Origin of the sequence: Fusobacterium ulcerans ATCC 49185, assembly GCF_900683735.1 — a bacterium.
In the GTDB taxonomy this organism is placed as follows: Bacteria; Fusobacteriota; Fusobacteriia; order Fusobacteriales; family Fusobacteriaceae; genus Fusobacterium_A; species Fusobacterium_A ulcerans_A.
Genome location: NZ_LR215979.1, coordinates 3,148,997 through 3,169,450 on the forward strand (window position 1 = coordinate 3,148,997; position 20,454 = coordinate 3,169,450).

11 protein-coding genes are annotated in these 20,454 nt (G+C 32.2%); 5 read left to right on the forward strand and 6 right to left on the reverse strand.

What is annotated here, in order from left to right; genetic code table 11:
* Window positions 1-17: 17 nt before the first annotated feature.
* Window positions 18-1,034 (reverse strand): PTS sugar transporter subunit IIC, encoded by a 1,017-nt coding sequence (locus tag E0E45_RS14195; RefSeq protein WP_130891765.1) that lies wholly within the window; start codon window positions 1,032-1,034, stop codon window positions 18-20.
* A gap of 362 nt (window positions 1,035-1,396) precedes the next feature.
* Here E0E45_RS14195 and E0E45_RS14200 point away from each other — a divergent pair, with 362 nt between their 5' ends.
* From E0E45_RS14200 to E0E45_RS14210, 3 genes are read left to right on the forward strand one after another with little or no spacing between them, the layout of a single operon-like run.
* Entirely contained in the window at window positions 1,397-1,930 is a 534-nt protein-coding gene (locus E0E45_RS14200) for a helix-turn-helix domain-containing protein (protein WP_130891766.1), read from the forward strand.
* A 55-nt stretch (window positions 1,931-1,985) separates the two neighbouring features.
* Complete coding sequence (locus E0E45_RS14205) at window positions 1,986-2,819, forward strand: MBL fold metallo-hydrolase (protein ID WP_232044125.1); 834 nt, start codon at window positions 1,986-1,988, stop codon at window positions 2,817-2,819.
* Between the two features lie 16 nt (window positions 2,820-2,835).
* Window positions 2,836-3,093, forward strand: coding sequence for a DUF3795 domain-containing protein (locus E0E45_RS14210; protein ID WP_130891767.1), 258 nt, complete (start codon window positions 2,836-2,838; stop codon window positions 3,091-3,093).
* 95 nt (window positions 3,094-3,188) lie between these two features.
* Here the strand turns inward: E0E45_RS14210 and E0E45_RS14215 are convergent, their stop codons facing one another.
* Window positions 3,189-14,045: an autotransporter-associated N-terminal domain-containing protein gene (locus E0E45_RS14215; RefSeq protein WP_130891768.1), complete on the reverse strand. Its 10,857-nt coding sequence runs from the start codon at window positions 14,043-14,045 to the stop codon at window positions 3,189-3,191.
* 566 nt (window positions 14,046-14,611) lie between these two features.
* Between E0E45_RS14215 and E0E45_RS14220 the strand changes: the two genes are divergently transcribed.
* Window positions 14,612-14,959: a cupin domain-containing protein gene (locus E0E45_RS14220; protein WP_130891769.1), complete on the forward strand. Its 348-nt coding sequence runs from the start codon at window positions 14,612-14,614 to the stop codon at window positions 14,957-14,959.
* 52 nt (window positions 14,960-15,011) lie between these two features.
* Here the strand turns inward: E0E45_RS14220 and E0E45_RS14225 are convergent, their stop codons facing one another.
* Complete coding sequence (locus E0E45_RS14225; RefSeq protein WP_130891770.1) at window positions 15,012-15,932, reverse strand: AEC family transporter; 921 nt, start codon at window positions 15,930-15,932, stop codon at window positions 15,012-15,014.
* A gap of 235 nt (window positions 15,933-16,167) precedes the next feature.
* On the opposite strand from E0E45_RS14225, the gene E0E45_RS14230 reads away from it, so the two are divergent.
* Window positions 16,168-17,163 (forward strand): MBL fold metallo-hydrolase, encoded by a 996-nt coding sequence (locus E0E45_RS14230; RefSeq protein WP_130891771.1) that lies wholly within the window; start codon window positions 16,168-16,170, stop codon window positions 17,161-17,163.
* A gap of 65 nt (window positions 17,164-17,228) precedes the next feature.
* Here E0E45_RS14230 and E0E45_RS14235 read toward each other — a convergent pair whose 3' ends face one another.
* From E0E45_RS14235 to E0E45_RS14245, 3 genes are read right to left on the reverse strand one after another with little or no spacing between them, the layout of a single operon-like run.
* The gene (locus E0E45_RS14235; RefSeq protein ID WP_130891772.1) at window positions 17,229-17,999 is read right to left on the reverse strand and encodes a sugar phosphate isomerase/epimerase family protein; all 771 of its coding nucleotides are present in this window, start codon (window positions 17,997-17,999) and stop codon (window positions 17,229-17,231) included.
* Window positions 18,000-18,019: 20 nt separating this feature from the next.
* A complete protein-coding gene (locus E0E45_RS14240) occupies window positions 18,020-19,324 on the reverse strand; it encodes an ABC transporter substrate-binding protein (protein ID WP_130891773.1) in 1,305 nt (434 codons plus the stop codon).
* A gap of 34 nt (window positions 19,325-19,358) precedes the next feature.
* Window positions 19,359-20,441 carry an ABC transporter ATP-binding protein gene (locus E0E45_RS14245; RefSeq protein ID WP_130891774.1) on the reverse strand — a complete coding sequence of 361 codons (1,083 nt, stop codon included), beginning with the start codon at window positions 20,439-20,441 and terminating at the stop codon, window positions 19,359-19,361.
* Window positions 20,442-20,454 lie beyond the last annotated feature (13 nt).

The following is a 20,454-nucleotide window of genomic DNA, read 5'->3' on the forward strand; positions in this document are numbered from 1 at the left end:
TGCTTCCCTCCAATTACTTAGTTTCCTCTTATCTCATTAACTGTTTTAATCTTATAATTCTTAAATATTATTGAACCTAAATATCCTGCTGCTGCCCCTGCTAATGCACACATAAGTGCAACTTTTGTAACTACTATTGCATCATTAAATCCATACATTACCATAAGTCCAGCTATTGGTGTTGCTGTTCCAGTTGCATTATTTACAAGTCCAAACAGTGATACAATGACTCCTGCTGCTGCCCCTCCAATAAAGTTAGTAACATATACAGGAATAGGATTTGCAGATATAATATCTGCTTGAGTTAAAGGTTCTACTGCTACTGCTATTGTAGTCTTTCTATCTCCAAATCCCATTCTATGGAAGAAAACTCCATTCATGAATGATGATCCCATTACCGCAAGAGCTCCAATAGCCATTGGGATACCAGTTAAGCCTAACATAGCTGTAAGTGCCATTGATGAAAGAGGTGCTGTAGCTACTACAGTTATTATTCCTCCAAGAACAATTCCCATAAGTATTGGATTAGAATGAGAAGCACTTTCTAGTATTCCTCCTATATTTAAAAGAGTTGAGTTAACAACTGGATTTGATACAGTTGCTATAAATCTTGCCAATGGAGCGATTAAACATATTATTACTATAAGGTCTACTCCTTGAGGTATTTTTTGCTCTAACTTAGGTACTACAAACGAAAGTATATACCCTGCTAAGAATCCTGGCAGAATTCCATATCCTGCTACAGATACTCCAATCAGTATAGCATAAGTAGGATTTACTCCAAGAGCTATCGGTACTAACGCTCCTGCTGCTACTCCACCCATAGATCCTGCTGCCTGACCTACACCTTTTAAGAATTCAAAGCCTAACAAATCTCCACCTACATAAAGCTGAAAAGCTTCTACAAGAAAACTAGCTGTTGCTGCTCCTGCTAATGCTCCCATTGCCTTCATTCCTTTAGGCATTTTTAAACTAAATAGAGAAAATCCTGCCAAAACCACAAGTAATAATGCTATTCCTTTAACCATTTCCATTTTAAAGATCTCCTTCTTTCTTTTGTGTATTTTAATTCTACGTTTTGTTTGATATGAATTAACAATAGTTTTCGTTCTTTTTACGAATATTATTGTTTTTTTACATACATGAAAAAGTATAACATATGAGTTGAATTATTTCAACAATTTTTTCCATTATTTTGAAATATGATCTGAGTTTTTTCGATTGTATACGTTTTTATTCAGTAAATTTTCCTCTTTTTTTTAAAATAGATCTATTTTTTCAGTATTATTTTAATATTTTTTTAAAAAAAGTGAAATTTCATTATAGTGATATTGTTTTAATTTTTCTAGTTATTATGATATAATATATAAAATTAACAGGGTGGAGGCTATAAATAATGACACTAGGGGAGAAAATAAAAACAATTAGAAAAAGAAAAAATTATACTTTAAAAGATCTATCAGATATGACTAAGCTTTCTATAGGCTTTTTAAGTAATATAGAGAGAGATCTAAATAGTCCATCTATCAGCAATCTGCAGCAAATATGTCAGGCTCTTGCTGTAAATTTGATGGAAATATTAGATCCTACTGATACTCACTCACCAGTTACCAGAAAAGAAGAGAGAGAAGAAATTCTTGAAAATCCTGAAGTTCATGTAAAAATAGAAAGTCTTCTTAATGGAAAATCAAATCTTAATGGTATTGCTATCACTATTGAAAAAGGGGATAACTTTAGTGATATGTCATGGGGTCATCTATATGATGAAATTGGAATAGTAATCAAAGGAGAGTTGGAAATTGAAATAGACAAGGAACTTTTCCACCTTTATGAAGGAGATTCAATAGTAATAAAGCATGGTTCTACTCACAGATATAAAAATCCTAAAAATAATCCATCTGTGGTTTATTGGTTTTCTATAAAAAAATAATCTTCCACTATAATGAAATTCCATTATAGTGAATTCTTAATTACAAAGGTATGGTGTGAATTTGAAAATAACTACTTTAATAGAAAATAAAGCTGGCTCTAATCCAGAATTAAAATACGAATTTGGTTTATCCTTATTTATTGAAGATGAGGATATATCTGTGCTTTTTGATACTGGTAAAAGTGGAGATTTCACTAAAAATGCACAAAAACTTCAAGTACCGTTAAATAAGACCAAACATTTGGTATTAAGTCACAGTCATTTTGATCATACAGGAGGAATAAGAGAACTTTTAGATAATTTTAATAATTCTTTTACCCTTCATATTAGTAAGACATTTTTTGAAGAAAAACATAGAATAACTGGAGTTATTCATGAATTCTTAGGAAATAATTTCAATGAAAAATATGTATTAGATAAAGGAGTGAAAATAAATTACATAGACAACAGTGAATATAAGCTTTCTAAAAATATAACTCTCTTTACAGATTTTAAATCTGTAAATGACTTTGAAACTCCTACTAGGTATTATTTCAGAAAAATATATGATAGTTATATCCTTGATAATATGGAAGATGAATTAGTATTAGGAATTGACACTTCTAAAGGACTTCTTATAATCTGCGGATGTTCTCACATTGGTATAGCAAATATAGTTGAAAATATAAAAAGACGTACTGGAAAGAAAATATATGGTATTATGGGAGGACTTCATCTATCCAAAGCCAGTGATGAAAGAATAGAAAAAGTTCTCAAATATTTCAATGACTGCAACATAGAATTTTTTGGAGTTTCTCATTGTACAGGAGAAAAAGTTACTAAAATATTAAAAGAAACTAAAAAGAACTTTATCTACAATAATACTGGTAATGTCACTGTTATAGATTAATATTTAAGGAGGGGTTATGATTCAATCTAGATGTGGTATACTTTGTGAAGAATGTCACTATAAAGAAGAAACAGATTGTAATGGTTGTGTTAATATTACTAAACCTTTTTGGGGAGAAAGCTGTCCTGTAAAATCTTGCTGTGAAAATAAAAATCTTGCCCATTGTGGACAATGTGAAATATTCCCATGTGAAATTCTTATGCAATTTGCATATGATAAAGAACAGGGAGATGAGGGAAAACGTATAGAACAATGTAGATGTTGGCAGAATTAATAATAGAGAAAAGGGACTGTTGCAAATTTACAACAGCCCCTTTTTGTTCTTTATTTCTTTAATTTTTCAGATTATTTTTTCTAAAAATCATATTCTTAAAATCTATACATTAGATTTACTCCATATCTAGTTGCATCTACACTTCCTTCTTGTCTTGTTACTTCAAATCCTATGCTGTGTCCTTCTCTTGTCTCATATTTCAGCTCTGCACCTATTTTTATTATATCTTTTACTTTCTTAGGTTTTTCCAAGTCATAGTATCCTGCATCTGTATTTTTAATTTTCGCCTTATTTGCTCCATCATATACTTTCCCCAGTTCATACTCTGCTGTTGCCTTTCCTATCAGACTATATTTTCCTGACTGCGCATATTTGTTGAAAGCTATATCTGCTCCTACTCCTGGTCTTACTATGTACATATCTTTTGATTCTATATCCAGTTCTATTCCATCTCCACTTTCTTTGAAATCTTCAAACTTTCCATATCCTAAGTTGAATGTTCCAAATAATCCTATATTTATCTTTTCACTATCCAATGGAATATCATATCTTAGTTTATTTTTCCATTCTACTGTTCCTGACCAGAATTTTCCTGTATTCTCATATGTTCCACTGCTTAAGTGTATCTTTCTGTCTGTTTCATGATGATTTACACTTATCTCTCCTCTTGTGTAGTATTTCAGATTCTTGCTGTCTTTTATGTAGTCTTCAAATCCTACTCCTGCATTCAGTGAGTAAACTGTTTCTTTTGATCCAGGATCAAAATCAAATTTAGTCTGTGTAAATCCTACACTCCAGTTAGATACTCTTCCATATTTCATATGATCATACTCTTTTAATATCATTGTTCCAAGAGATTTAGATTCATAATCTTCAACCCCTGCTCTTCTGCTCTTTGTTTCTCCTCCAGTCATGATAGCTCCTATTTTAAGAGTTTCTCTTGAATAAAGTCTGTTGTTTCTCAGATTTTCATATGATGTAGTAAATACTTCATTAATATCCAGCATTCTAGTTTGGATATTTGCATATACATTTCCTCTAAGCTCATTATCAAATGTAGCTCCCAATTCATCTTTATCTGATATATTTTTTAATGCATCAAACATTTCAAGTTCTTTATCTGCCGCTCCTGCAAAAATTTCATCCAGTCCTTTTCCAAACTCTATAGCATCTGTTCCAGCAAGAAGTTTCTTATATGGTATTCTTACCAATACTACTCTTATTAAATTAGGATCAGTATCATCTTTTTGTACATCTGCTATAAATGAAACTGAATGAGATATTGCTGTTATAGATCCATGATTTGGTACATTTGTAATTCCATTTAGATATTGTACTGTATACATATCATGATTGCTTCCCTGAGTTACATTTGGAAGAACTATAAACTGTCCTTTATTAAATGAATCAGCATTTATTGTTCCTATATGTCCTGCTGTACTTCCTAAAGTTATAGTTCCAAAATCAAGAGCTCCATTTACTGTTATTGTTCCTGTATTTGTAATAGTTATTCCATCTATTGAAGCTGTTGGTCCATTGATAGTTATATCTCCTACATTTGTCAGACTTCCACTACCTGTTATAACTCCATCTGCTTCTCCTGATAGATTTATTGTTCCTTTATTAAGAAGAACTCCATCAGTACCTAAATATATTCCTGTTCTTCCTGCTCCATTTACATTTATTGTTCCATAGTTTTCAGCAGTTGCTCCATAGTCTACATAAATTCCTTCACTGTCTGCTCCATTTACTGTAATAGTTCCTGTAGTATGATTTCTTACTATTGAATAATCAGTAGCTGCCATTCCTCTTGAATTTGCTCCATCTACTATAATTGCTCCATGGTTTTCCAATGTTGACCCTTTAGTTGCCTGCATTCCATAAGCAAGATTTCCATCTACTCGAATAGTTCCTCTGTTTATTCCATGTCCTAGATCATTTGCTACCATTCCTACTCCATGATTATCAGGTACATGTATATATCCCAAAGAAGAATTTTCCACAGTTCCTGATTCTGCTGCCATTCCTACTGAAATCTTTGGAGGTAGTCCTGATACTACAGTTGATTTACCTACTATTATATTAGCATTATTTATCATAGTTCCTGATTTTGTATACATCCCTATACTATGATCGCTTAATGACAGATTAGTATTATTTGTTCCTGTTCCTGAAGCAGAATATATATATGATGAATCTGTTCCTACATTGATAACAGTGCCATTTGCTACTGTTATGTTTCCATTTTCCGTAGCTATTCCAACAGATTCTTTTCCAGCAGTTATTGTTCCACTGTTATGATCTACTGAAGTAGTTCCTGCTCCATAGATTCCAGCTGAATTAGTATTTCCCACTGTTATATTTCCTGTATTTGTTATTGTAGTTCCATTTTTTACAAATATACCATTAGAGCTATCTCCTAACACTATACTTCCAGTATTTGAAGCACTTCCCTGAAGTCCATAAATTCCTGTACTCTTTGCTCCTGTACTTTGAATAGAATTACTGTTTGTTACAACAGTATTTTCTCCAAATATACCTACTGCATCTTTTCCTATTTTTATATTTCCATTGTTTGATACAGAAGTTACATTTTTACCATACATAGCTACTGCTGAATTAAGTATCAGTCCTGTATATGCTCCATTTCCTACTTCTATTGATGAGTTGTTTATCATAGTTCCATTCTCACCATACATACCTATACTAGAATCTCCTGTAAGTTGAATAGTTCCACTATTTACAGTAGTTCCTGTTCCTGTATTGATTATTCCTTTATTTTTTATAGTTGAGGAACTCATATTTCCAGAATAATTTATATTACCATTATTTGTAGTAAATACTCCTATAGCTTCTGTTCCTATGATATTTATAGCCATTCCTGTATTCAATGCTACATTATTATCCATAAATATTCCTGTTGCTTTATTATGTACATTTAATTTAGCAAGATTTGTCACTTTAGAAATATCTCCTGTTCCTGTAAGGAATATTCCCGTTCCCTCTGTTCCTGTTGTAACTTCTCTAGTGTTGAAATCTACTGAAGCAGCTGAATCAGAAAGTGTAAGAGCTATACTTTTATTGCTCATAACTATATCAGCACCTGTATAGTTGATTGTTCCTCCTGCGCCAAATAGTAAAGTCGAGTCTTCTCCTACTGAAGCTGTTCCGCTTATATTCATAGTTCCATCAGTTCCAACATAGTATGCTGCTGACTTATCCCCTACTGATACATGTCCTGTTGATGTTCCAACAGCAAAATCTTCAGTATACATTCCTATTGATGTATCCCCTGTAAGATTTATTGTTCCTGCATTTACAAGAGTAGTTCCCACTCCTGTTCCTACCATAGCCTTTGCATTTACTACATTTCCATTGATAGTTCCTAGGTTAGAGTTAGTTATTGTTGCTCCACTATCTCCTTGCAGTCCACTTGTTCCTACAGTTATAGCAGTATCATTAAGTATATTCCCTGCTACTCCTGATACTATTACATTGGCAAAATTAATATTTACAGGAGTTCCCGATGTAAAATGAAGATTTCCATTATCTAAGTATGCAAAAATACCTGCTGCTGTATTTGTTACTGTTCCTCCTGATACATTAAGGTTAGCTCCATTTTTAACATAGAATCCCATGTTATTTGTTCCACCTATATCTACTTTTCCTCCAGCACCTAAAGTGAATGTGCTTCCCTGTTCAAGTAAAGCCCCTATTCCTTTGTTTGCTGTACTTGAAGATGTAATATTAAGTTCTCCATTATACGTTATATTTGCTGCTACTCCCATGTTTTCAGCAAGATATATACCTAATGCATCTTCTCCTGTTACATTTATTTTTGCTCCAAGAGTCCCTGTTATACCTGGATCTACATATATACCTATTGTTCTGTTTGCTATTGTAGAATCTCCTGTTACAGTCATAGTTCCTGTATAGCTTATGTCATTGTTTTTCAGATAGATTCCTATTCCTCCATCAATATCAAAGTTATATGCTGTATTTCCTATTATATCTCCACTATTTACATAAACTCCTATCTTATTACCAACTGTTGATGGAGTTCCTATTATAGTTCCCATATCTGTTACTGTAGAACTTGCTCCATCTAAATAGATACCTATTGTATCATCTCCAGATAAAGTCAGTGTTCCTTGATTAGAAACTGCTGCTCCATTGTCTCCATATATTCCAATTCCATCAGCATTGATAGTTTGAGCTGCTGTATTTGTAAGAGAGATTCCATCAGCAAATATACTTACAAGATTATCTCCTGTATGATTTATTGTTATGTTATTTGTTACTGGATTTGTTCCTTCATAGTATATACCTACTCCTTTAGCAGTATTAGTATAGTTTACATTCAATGTTCCTGAAGACAGCGCTGAATCCTCAGAATACATAGCTATTCCCTGATTTCCCATAGTGATATTTCCACTATATCCAGATAAAGTTATTGCACTGTTTTTTGCATATACTCCAGTTCCTCCAGCTCCTACAGATATATTTCCACTTGTTAGAGTTGAACTTCCATTCTCTATAACTATTCCTACTGTTCCAGAACCACTCTGAGATATATTTGTTCCATTTAGATTTACTATTCCAGTATTTTTTCCCACTACTGATGTAGTATTATTAACAGTTCCTGTTATAGTTCCACCATTAAGATTAACAGTTGATGTCAGTCCATCAACAAGTATTCCTACTCCACTGTTAATAGTCATTGTTCCAGATGTATAGTTAATAGTTGAAGCATCTTTTCCATATAGTCCAAGATTATGTGAACCAATTGTTCCTGTATTTTCTATTGTAGAACCTTTAGCAAAGGCTCCTATACTTCCTCCTGCAAGAGTAGAATTCAGAGTTCCTGCATTTGTAAATGTAGTTCCGTTTTCTGCATAGACACCAATTGATGATGTTCCTCCAGAATTTATTATTCCTCCTATACTATTTGTAAACTCAGCTCCTGCCTGAGTTACAATAACTCCAGCAGAATTACTTCCTGTGGCTGTTATAGTTCCTGTTGATGAAGAATCTCCCCCTTTGAAGTACATTCCATATCCATCATTGGCATTTACTGTTACATTTCCACTATTTGTTACATCTGTATCTATGAAGTATGCCCCTATTCCTTTAGCATTCAATGTTATATTTCCACTGTTAGTAAATGGTGCTAAAGTTGAACCATACATTCCTATAATTTCATTGCTTCCTGATATAATTTCTATATCAGTTTTATTTTGTGTAGAACCTGTTCCATAGTATAACCCAATAGGTCTTACTGGATCTGATCCACTTAGCGCTGTAGATGTACTGTTTAGTTTTATTGTTCCCGCATCTGCAAAAGCGCCACCTTTATAGTAGGCTCCTATTCCCATCTTACCACCTGTATCAGATGAAAGAGAAAGGTTTATTAATCCACTTGTTTTTGAAGTATTATCTCCATCTATGTATATTCCAACAGCATTAGGATCTGCAGTTATATTACTTGAAGCTGTTGAAGATATTGTTATATTATTTCCTGATGCATATATTCCTAATGGAATATCTCCATCAGCAAGACTTGCTGCTGTTACATTTAATGTTCCTCCACTTAGTTCTATTGAACCTTGGTGAGTTCCTGTTGTTTTAGCAGAGATACCTATATTTGATACTCCATTTACATTTATTGTTCCAGAATTACTAAATGTAAAGTTTTCATTATCTGTTACATTATGTATCCCTATATTTTCTGTTCCAGATGCATTATGTGTCACATTTATTGTTCCACTGTTTTTAAGTATAGAATCTTTACTGTAGATACCTATATTATTTTCTCCTACAGTTATTATTCCACTTGTTTCATTTGCAGTATTTTTAGCATTTGTCATAAATATTCCAAATCTTCTGTCTGCTACTGCTGATGAATCTCCTAAAACTATATTTGATGAATTATTTAATTTCAAAGCTGTTCCAACAGTATCCTCTACATATATTCCTATTCCAGCTTTTCCTGCAATACTCATTGGTGATGCTCCATTAGTAACTTTTATTTCTCTGTTCCCTGCAATACTACTCTTTGCATATATTCCTATAGGGTGTGTACTTGTTGAGCTGTCTCCATTTCCTTGTATCACAATATCTTTTCCAACTGCATCTACAGAAGCATCTTTTACATAAATTCCTATTGCGCTACTTACTGGCAGTCCACTATCTCCAACTGTTATTAGTCCTGTATTTACTACATCTACTCCCTCTGAAATTATTCCATAAGAACCTGTAGATTCTGCTGTTATATCTCCAGAGTTTGTAAGAGTTCCTGCTCCTGATCCATAGATACCTACTATAGTTTCTGCACCATTAGTATTCAATACATCCATATTCATATTATTATTAAATGTATTTCCTGTCACTCCTTTAAAAGCTATTCCGATAGCTGTGTTCCCTGTTCCAGAAGTTCCTGCATAGTCCACTGTAAGTTTATCTGCTGCATTAGTGCGAGATATTATACTATTTCCTTCTGATTGGAGCGCTACTCCTCCCTCTTGGATTTCTATTCCATAATTTCCATCCATTTTTACATCTGAACCTTGAGCATAGATACCTATTCCATTTTTACCAACTTTGATATCTTTTCCGCTTCCAGAATCTTTCAGAGTAAGAGTTCCTCCAGCTCCAGTTGTATTAGTGCTTCTTATTACAATACCTTTTCCATTATCTCCCAATGTAATAGGAGCTTCATTATATATAGCCATTTGGGTCTTAAGTGCACTATTATGATTATTTTCCATATAGATACCTATTCCATGAGTACCAGTTATATCAATAATTCCTTTATTAATAACTTCTCCCCATAGTCCAGCTTTCCCTGTATTCTTTCCATAGGCATCTTGAGTTCCAGATTTATTAGTAGCAAGTGATAGAATTCCAATAGATTGATTTGTGGAATCTGAGCTTGCTAGTTCTATTTTTCCACCAGCTTTATTTTCTACCTTACTTCCATTAATTCCGTATACACCTACTCCTTTTGATACTTTTACAACTCCATTATTCTCTACATTTATATGTCCATAACTTGTATATATCCCTACTGCTTCATTTACTCCATCTGCTATATCCACTGTTCCTTTGATAGTATAACCAGATTCAGTATTAGCTACTGCTATAGTGTTTGAACCAAGATATAATCCTCTTCCTGCCACAGAACGTACAGTTTTACCAGCATTTAGAATTACCTCTTTTCTTTCCATAACTATATCATTAAATCCATCTCCTGGTGTTATTCCTGCTGAGATATCATCTCTATCTACATCCACTGCTACAGTAAGTTTTTTCCCATCAAGACTGCTCTTATACCAGTATGATCCTGTATTTATAGCTGCAACTTTAGGAATAGTTTTTAATCCATTTACATATGTTACTGATCCGTCCCATGTTACATCTATATCTTTAAACACTCCAAGATTTACTCCATTATCTGTTAAAGTAACTGTAAGATTATTCATTCCATTGTATGCTGTAGTTCCTGTTCCAGCAGTAAAGTCTGAAGTATCTCCATAGAAAACTACCCCTTTACTTATATTCAAAGTTGTAGCTCCTGTAAATGTCAGTCTTGAATTTCCAGCTGAAGATGAATAAAATGCCAATTGATCTTCTACTCCATGAGTTATAATTCCACCTTTAAATTCAAGCTGTCCTCCATTTAAAGCTACTAAAGCCCCATCTTCTCCAGATGTAAGAGTACTCCCTACCCCATTTATTATTATTTTTGATTTTGCCCCATCTACATAAGCTCCAAGTCCTGCTACATTTAACTTACCTGTTACAGTTATTTGAGCTCCATCTCCTGTTGCTCCACTCATAGCAACAACACCTTTATTTTTATCACCATTTGTAAGAACTATATCTCCAGCTATATTAATAACTGAAGGAGCTGCTGTTCCTCCACCAATTGCTGTATTTCCTTCTAAGTTTGAAATTCCCACATCCAACCATCTTTTATGTCCAGATGCAAAGGCTCCTGTAGATTCAGCTCCATAAACAGTTATACTCTTTGTTTCTATCTTTGCTCCATCTTTAGCAAATACTGCTACAGCTTTTTTACTTCCTAAAGCTATATTCTGTGAAACAAGAACTGAAGAACCATATTGTGGCACATATTTTTGTCCCGATGTTCCATCTATAACTACTTTTCCATCAAAATGATTATTCCCATCATTTGGAGCTCTATTTCCAGCTGCAGTTCTAGGGTTATACCATACCCCCTCTGCAAAAGCTATTATTGTTCCTTCTGCTCTATCTGCATCTGGTGTTCCTGACCCTTGTCCATCTGTTATAGTTGTAGATGGTGATAGTTCAACAACACTTCCATTTCTTGCAACAATTGCTATATTATTTTTAGAATACTTTCCAAACACTGCACTATATGTATCTATTTTAAGATTTTGTATAGCATGAGCCAAAGTATCCAAATCTTTATATCCAATTTGTGTTCCTCCTGGAACTCCTGTTCCATATATATTAGTTGCTCCATTAGTAACTAAATTTGTTGTAGCAGGAAAATATCCATTGGCTACTGTTAATTCTTTTCTCTGTCCTGAAGATACATAAAGGGCCACATTTCCACTTGATTTTGTTGCATCTCCATCTTTGTTTCCATCAATTGACTGATTTCCTCCACTACTATTTAATGCAGTTCCTATATAGAAGTCAATTGGCAAGCTTCCTTGGAAAATTCCATTATAGTCTGGCCTAGTATTATGTTGAGCTAAGTATATACCTACATTTCCATCCCCATTCATCATTACTTTCCCTAAATCTATAATAGGAGCTTCTGTTGCTGCCATAGCAGAGTTATATGTATATTTAGTTCTATCTGGAACATATTTTTGTACCCATGTTCCTACATTTCCAGAACCATTAAAATTGAAAATACCCTTATTTAATCCAGAATCCTTATTTTCATATCTTACTCTTCCCATAAGAGGAGTATATACTAAAAATGCTTCTGGGTTGGCTATATGACTGTGTTGTGCTGTAGTCCCATCTGATAATACTGTACTTCCTCCATTATATCCATTCCATCTGTATGAGCCATTTGCTCTTATATAATAAATAGTATTTACTTTAGTATCTATATTCAGATCTGTTTTTCCATGTATTCCCTGTTTTCCTACTCCATCATCACGTTGTGGTAATCCCCAACTGCTATTTTTAGCAGTTACATCTACAGTTCCCCACACTCCAATATCTGAATGAGGAACATTGCTGAATAATGTATTCTCATCTCCTTTTATATTAATCTTTACATTGTCAAGTTCTAAAGATGTTAAGTAGTGAGCCCCATAATGTAAAATATCAACATTGATTGTAGTTTTTCCTAAAAGATCAATAGTTGAATTTCTAAATAGGGCATCCCCATCATTTCTCATTAAGAGAACTCCCGATTCTCCAGTTTTTGCTGCATCTCCACTGCTCCAACCTGTAGAACCTGGAACTCCATCAGCTCCTCCTATCTCAAAGTCTATATTTTCTACAACCGTTTTTGCATTTCCTGCTCTTTTATGAATAGTCATTATCCATCTATTTTTCTGATCTATCTCTTTATCTGCAAGAGTTGTATTTGCAACATATCCTGGATTCGATGCTGTTCCTGTAACAATTGGTGTGAGCCCACCATTAGAAGGTCCATAATATACAGGGGTATATGCTACTGCTGTATCTGGACTTTTTATATTCTTATAACCAGTTTTTGCTACACCTCCAGTTCTATAGGCATATACTTTTCCTCTTGCTCCCCCAGATCCATTTGTTATCTGCATATTAGAAAAAAGAGGCATAGCAGTATCTGTTTGTCTTCTTACACTTCCACTAGCTAAATTTGCAGTAGTTCCTAAACTAGCTAAAGAGTTAGTATTTGCATATAAAATTGCAGGATTAAAATAATTGACTCCTTGGTATGCTGTATATCCTCCTAACCATGATCCTCCAGGCGCTACATATGATACAAAATTTGGTGCTGCTGGTGCTGCTGGTGTAGATACACTTGGTGATGGAGGTATAATTGAAGGTGGTGCCACAGGATTCAAAGAAATCACTATATTAGGGGTAACTAAATTAGGGATATTTAATACCCCTGGTCCTGCTACATTTATTGCCCCTATGTTCACATTTATATTTGGTTCATTTACTGTTACTGTTATATCCCCTGGTGCTGCTGGGGTTGTCGGCAGTGTCACTGTTGGGGTTACTACTGTTGGAGCTGTCACATTTACTGCTCCTACTGTTATTGATGCTATTGCTGGTGATGTCACTGGTATTACTGTTGGAGCTGTTGGTACTGTAAATGATACATTTGGTATTGTAGGTTCTATTACTACTGGTGCCTTTACTACTGGAAGAATAAATAATTTTGCCTCTGCATCATATACATTAGTATTTAAATGATAATTTCCATTCATATTTATCCAGCCACTTGATGCATATCCTCCTGCTCTATTATTATGTGTATATTGGGCTGCTTCCAAAAGTGTTCCCTTTTCTCCATTTTCTGTAGAGTTTCCATGTACCTCATTAAATCTTTTTCTCATTTTATCCATTGGAGTATCTCCTCTTACACTCCCTTTCCAGTCTTTCCCTACACTATCAGCTTTTTTAAATCCTCCTATCATTGTAAAACCATAAGCTGGCTCTACTGGTTTTGAATAAAAATCTGCTTCTTTTAAAAGAATTCTTGAATCCAGATTCAATGCTTTCAATTTAGAATCATTCTCCAGCAATTTCTGTTTTATCTCTTCTCTCTCCCTCTGAATCTTTGTCAGCAGCTCTTCTTTTGTTTCATGAATCTCTTCTGCTGTTACTCCTGCTCCTGCAGCTATTCCGCCTGTTATCATAAATGCTACCAAAAGTGAAACTGAATAACTGACTTTTCTTTTTAAAAATCTCTTTAAAGATTTTTCAATTTCATTCTTTCTCATAAAACTTCCCCCTTAATTCCCAATTCTTATCTTTTATACAATGCTATCAAGTCTACTCAAGTATTCTTTATTCTTAGTTTTTTCTTTAGTTACTAGAATATTTAAACTAAGAATCAGTAAAAATACTTTTCTCTTTCTGTCCTCCTTAGATGTTTTTAAAGTAAATTTATAAAATTTTTTATAACTTTTTTAAAAAGACAAACAAATATTCTAAAAACAAATCTTTTAGAAACAAACCTCATCCATTCTTCTCAAATAAATTATATACAAATTATGTTTATATTTAAATTATAACACAATATTTTTTCATTAACAAACGAAAACAACACATTAAAGTGTTCTTGTTATTCTATATATTTTTCTTTATAGATTTATAGAATCTATCTGCTCTTATTTTTTTTTGAAAATTGTGTTATTATATCTGCTTTTTATATATCTTTTCTATTAAGATATATAAAACTAATAAAATAAAAGAACAGTAACATATGTTACTGCCTCTGTAAAAGATATTTTGTATAATATTTATATAAATAAAAAATATATCAATGATAACCAGGAGGTAAAAAATGGAACTAAATATTTTAAAAAATATTCCTCATGAAGAAGCAGTAAATTTAAAAGAACTTGTAAGAATACAGAAAGGTCAAGTAGTAAGCAAGACTCTTACTCAAAACAATGCAGTAAGTATAACAGTATTTGCATTTGATAAAAATGAAGAGATAGGAACACATGATTCCTCTGGAGATGCTATGGTCACAGTTTTAGAGGGAACAGGAAGTTTTACTGTAGATGGAAAAAAATATATTTTAAATCAGGGAGAAACTCTTGTAATGCCTGCAAAGAAACCTCATTCAGTTTTTGCAGAAGAAGCTTTTAAAATGCTGCTTGTAGTTGTATTCCCACAAAATAAATAAAAGAATAAAAAAGAAGCTGATATCATTTTTTATCAATGAATCAGCTTTTTATTTATATTCCTATTCCCATTGATACCAAAAGGAAAGTAATTATTGTTATACTTATAATTATTGATGCCGAACTTGTAAATCCAGCTATTCCCACATCTCCATCACATTTTTCAGTAAATACTGCTGATAATGCTGAAACTGGAGCAAATACTGCTATTGCCAATACTTGACGAATTTCCAATGGAAATGGCATAAATTTATAAAATATAAATGCCAGTATTCCAGAGGTTATATATCTTATCATTAATAAAAATCCAGCTTTTGAAAGATAATCATATCTAAATTTTATCTCAAACATCATACCTATCATCAACATAGAAGCAAATCCATTAGCTGCTCCTATTACTGATGTGAGAGAAATTATCTCTTTAGGTATATGTATATTCAGCAAAGCTAATACTAACATACCAGTATAAGTAACAAAAGGTACAGAGGAAAAAAGTTTTTTAACAGATTGAGCAAAAGAAGCTTTCTCTCCACTTCCTATTACTGCTGATGTCACTGCATAAGAACCTCCAGTACAGCTTATAGAGTTTCCTATATCAAACATACATACTGCCACTACTCCAAATGCTCCTAGAAAATTCTGTACAAAGGGCAGTGTAAAAGCTCCTATATTATATCCAGATAAATTCAGCATATACAATGCTCTTACTTTATCTCCTTTTTTCTTTGAAAGGAGATATCCAATAAGTATCATTACCATATTGCAGCCTAATCCAAGAAGTACAAGTATAAAGAGTGAATCATCTTTCTGAAAACTTCCAAAACTATTTATTATAGCTGCTGGAAGAGTTATATTTATGACTATTTTTGTAACTATCCTATAATCATTTGGTGCAAAAAACCCTCTTCTTTTCAGCATATATCCCATTATTATTATAAAGACAAAAGCTGATGCCTTCATCAATACCTGTTCCATAAAACTTTCCCCCTGTTGTCTAATTTTTTAATATTTGATATTATATACCTTTTTTCTTCATTTAACCATATTTATGTAAAAAACTATCTCAAAGCTTTTTAAGAAATATAAAATTTATACTTTCTGTTTTTTTATGAATCATTATTTTAATTGTAAAATAATAAAAATCAGTATATACTTTATAAGTAAAGAATATTACATTATATATTAAATTTATAAGTGAGGTTGATAAAATATGCTAGAATTACTTTGTAAAAACCCAGAAATATATAGAATGTTAATTCCATTGCCAGAAAATCCATTAAAAACTTTAAACTCTTATTTAATAAAATCAGAAAATAGAAATCTGTTAATTGATACTGGTTTTAATCGTCCTGAATGTTATGAAGCACTAATTGAAAATTTAAAGAAACTTAATGTGGATATGGAAAAAACTGATATTTTTCTAACTCATCTGCATTCTGATCATACTGGACTTATAAATAAGATTGCTCATAAAAATAGTAAAATCTATATTGGAAAAACTGATTATGAGTATATAGTTGAAAATCTAAAAGGTTTAAATTGGAAAGAGTCAGAGAAAAGATTTGCTTCAGAAGGCTTCCCTTATGAAATAATAGAGAGATTAAGAAAAACAAACCAGGCAAGAATTTTTGCTCCAGATAGAGTATTTGAGTCAAATTTACTTGAAGATGGAGATAAATTTAATATAGATAAATTAGAATTTACCATTATTCTTACCCCAGGGCACACTCCTGGACATACATGTCTTTATCTTGAAAAAGAAAAGTTTTTATTCTCTGGTGATCATATACTTTTTGATATAACTCCCAATATAACTGCATGGCTTAAAGTAAAAGATTCTCTAAAAGACTATATTGAAAGCCTCGAAAAAATAAAAAAATTCCAAATAGCAAAAACATTTCCAGGACATAGAGCAACTTCTGATGATGTTTATAGCAGAATAGATAAAATGATAGAACATCACAAATCCAGATTAGCAGATACTCTTGAAGTAATCCGAGAAAAGTCTACTGAAAATGGATTAACGGCATATGAAATAGCTGCTTTTATGAAGTGGAATATGAGAGGGAAATCATGGGCAGAATTTCCAGATAACCAAAAATGGTTTGCTGTTGGTGAAACATTATCTCATTTAGATTTTTTATTCAACGAAAATAAAATAGAAAAATTTAGAGATAATGATATATATAGATATAAATTAAAATAAAAATTTTTATAAAAAGAACTAGTTTTAAGTGAATTTTTATATCACTTTCAACTAGTTCTTTTTTATTATTTTATATTTCTGCTGAAACTGTTTAATATTTTTAAATCTTCTAAGAGTTCATTTTTAGGTGTAACAGGTGAGTATTCTAATACTAAATTTGCGTCTGGTGTTTTCTCATAAATATTTTTTATTATCTCTTTAAAATCAAATTTTCCATTAAAAATTGACTGGTGTATATCCTTTTCTCCATCATTATTATGCAGATGATATCCTATAATATAGTCTTTCAGCATTTCTATTAAAGTTTTTATATTCCAATTATTTAACAGAGCATGTCCTACATCTATAAGAGAATAAAATCCATATTTTTTTATAAGTTCAATATATTCTTCTTGATTATACAGCATATTTTTTCCAATCCCTACATTTTCCACTGCTATCTGTATAGATTTTTCTTCAGCTATTTTTACTATTTCTTTTATTCTTTTCTCAACTATATTTTTATCAATTGTATTTTCTAAAACTTCATTAGTGTGAAGTACCAGGAATTCCCCTTTATATTTTTTAGTTATATCTACAGCCTTTTTAACATCTTCAAGCATTTCTTCCCATTTATTTTCTGATACTGTAAGTTTAAAATATCTATATGGTCCATGAAATGAAATGTTTTCCAGTGAATAATTTTCAAGAATTTTATTCAACTTTTCAGTATGTTTTTTATCAGAAAATTCTATAAAAAATTCTATATTCTTTATTCTATTTTCCTCAAAAAAATTTATTGTATCTTCATAACTGTCACCTGCACATATAAGGTCGCTCACATATATTTTATTCATATTATCTCCATTCATCTCATTTACTTCATAAGTTTCATAATTTCATTTTGTGCATTTTCAAGAGCTTCATCTGCTGGTTTTTCTCCACTTAATATAATATCTCTGGCATCTATAAGTATCTGCTCTGCCTTTAATCCATTACTTCCTGAAAAACTTGCCCATTGCCCCATATCTGGCATTTGACTTGCCGCTACACTCATTAATTTATTTTCAGTAAGAAATTTATCTATTCCTGTTCCTTTTTCCACAATTGTAGGTGGAAGATATCCTGTACCTTTAGTCCATTTCTCAGTAGAATCAGCACTTAAAAGGAATTTCATAAATCTCCATGCAGCCCGTTGTTCCTCTGGTGATTTTGCCATTATCATAAGCATATTCCCTCCAGCTGGAAGTTTTCTTTCTTTTCCATCAAATAATGGAAATTTTGCTCCTCTTAAATCAAATTTAGCACTTGATTCAAAATTTTCTCTTTTACCAATTGTTGTCACTACCATTCCTAATTTTCCATTAAGAAAAGTTTGGAACCCTTCATCATTGCTTGCATGTATTGCTGATTTATTATTTACCATATCTGCTGTCAACTGATATGCTTCTGCTGATTCTTTTGATGAAAATGCAGGTATTGTGACTCCATTTTCCATTTTCAGCATCTGTCCTCCATTTCCTTCTAACAAAGCCTGTTGAGCCCAGTTATCAGCATATTCCTGCATAAAGAACCCTGGATTTCCAGTTTTCATCTTTATTGTCATAGCTGCTTCTGCCACTTCTTTCCAAGTTTTTGGTGGAGTATCTGGATTAAGACCTGCTTCTTTAAATAAATCTGCATTGATATACATAATAGGATTGCTTATAGAATAAGGTATTCCTACCTGTTCTCCATCTACCTGTCCAAGTTCAAGAATATTAGGAAGGAAATTTTTATCAAGGAAATCTTTATCCTCTGGAAAATATTTATTTATAACATCCTGAGCTGCTGTATACTCAAAATTATCCTTTGCATAGTTTAGGTATGAATACCCCATTTGAACTATTGCAGGATATTTTTTAGAGGCTATTGATACTTGAAGATTTTGAGTAAGACCTTTGTACATATCAGGATTGAATTTCTCAATTACCTGAATATCTTTATTCTGTTCATTAAATTCCTTTATTAACTCCTTTATAGCTCCTCCGCCAAAAGTTTCTGATGCTACATGCCAATATTCTATTTGAACTGGTTTTTTCTCTTGTCCTGTGTTTTCAGTTGATGTTTTTTCTCCCTGTGAACATGCAGCCATAAACATCATTGTTCCTAATAGCAACCCATTTTTCAAATTTACTTTCAATTTCTTTCCTCCTATTAAATATTTATTTAAATTTTTATTGTTCCATTTCTATATTATTTTCAGTAGCTATATCAAAGAAAAGCATATTTTTCTTTGAAAATTTTATATATACATCTTCATATCTTTTAAAATCACTGTCATTTGGTACAGAAGCCATAACTTTTTCTTCCCCATTTATTGTTATCAATAAGCATTTCTGGCTTCCATAATTTTCTATTTTAGCTATGTTTCCTTTCATACTGTTTTCAGTTTTATCTCTGTTTACTTTTACATATTCTGGTCTGATACCCAGATATACTTCACTTCTTTTCTCAATAAGTTTCCTTTTTTCATCAGACAATTTTATTCTATTATTTTTAAACAGAATATCCCCTTCATTTATATTTACTCTTAGTATGTTTATTTGGGGTATTCCTATAAATTTTGCTACAAATATATTTACAGGGTTATTATATATTTTTTCTGGAGTATCTATTTGCTGTAGATACCCTTTATTTAATACTGCTATTCTATGACCAATTGTCATAGCCTCTATCTGATCATGAGTTACATATACAAATGTAGGTCTATACAAATTATGAAGTTTCACAAGTTCCTCTCTTGAACTATTCCTTAACTGTACATCAAGATTTGATAAAGGTTCATCTAAAAGAAAAAAAGGTGATTGTTTTACTACAGCTCTGCAGAGTGCAACCCTTTGTCTTTGTCCTCCTGAGAGTTCTTTGGAATATCTTTTCTCCAATCCTTCAAGATTTAATATTTTCAAAGCTTCCCTAGCTCTTTTTTCTATTTCTTCTCTTTCCAGCTTATTCATTCTGAGCCCAAATGTTATATTATCCCAGACAGTCATATGAGGATAAAGAGCATAGTTTTGAAATACCATTGCTATATTTCTTTCTCCAGCCTCTATATCATTCATTAATTTATCTCCAAAATACAATTCCCCTGATGTTATTTTTTCAAGTCCTGCTATCATTCTCAATGTTGTACTTTTTCCACATCCAGATGGACCTAAGAGAACAAGTCTTTCTCCTGGATTAATTTCCAAATTAAGATTCTTTACTACTTGAGTATTTCCATAGTCTTTACATACATTTTTAAATATTATATTACTCATTTTTTTCTCCTTT

Coding starts and splice junctions, on each gene's coding strand:
- E0E45_RS14215 (WP_130891768.1), bottom strand. CDS start 14,045: ATGAGAAAGAATGAAATTGAAAAATCTTTAAAGAGATTTTTAAAAAGA.
- E0E45_RS14200 (WP_130891766.1), top strand. CDS start 1,397: ATGACACTAGGGGAGAAAATAAAAACAATTAGAAAAAGAAAAAATTAT.
- E0E45_RS14220 (WP_130891769.1), top strand. CDS start 14,612: ATGGAACTAAATATTTTAAAAAATATTCCTCATGAAGAAGCAGTAAAT.
- E0E45_RS14225 (WP_130891770.1), bottom strand. CDS start 15,932: ATGGAACAGGTATTGATGAAGGCATCAGCTTTTGTCTTTATAATAATA.
- E0E45_RS14230 (WP_130891771.1), top strand. CDS start 16,168: ATGCTAGAATTACTTTGTAAAAACCCAGAAATATATAGAATGTTAATT.
- E0E45_RS14195 (WP_130891765.1), bottom strand. CDS start 1,034: ATGGAAATGGTTAAAGGAATAGCATTATTACTTGTGGTTTTGGCAGGA.
- E0E45_RS14210 (WP_130891767.1), top strand. CDS start 2,836: ATGATTCAATCTAGATGTGGTATACTTTGTGAAGAATGTCACTATAAA.
- E0E45_RS14245 (WP_130891774.1), bottom strand. CDS start 20,441: ATGAGTAATATAATATTTAAAAATGTATGTAAAGACTATGGAAATACT.
- E0E45_RS14235 (WP_130891772.1), bottom strand. CDS start 17,999: ATGAATAAAATATATGTGAGCGACCTTATATGTGCAGGTGACAGTTAT.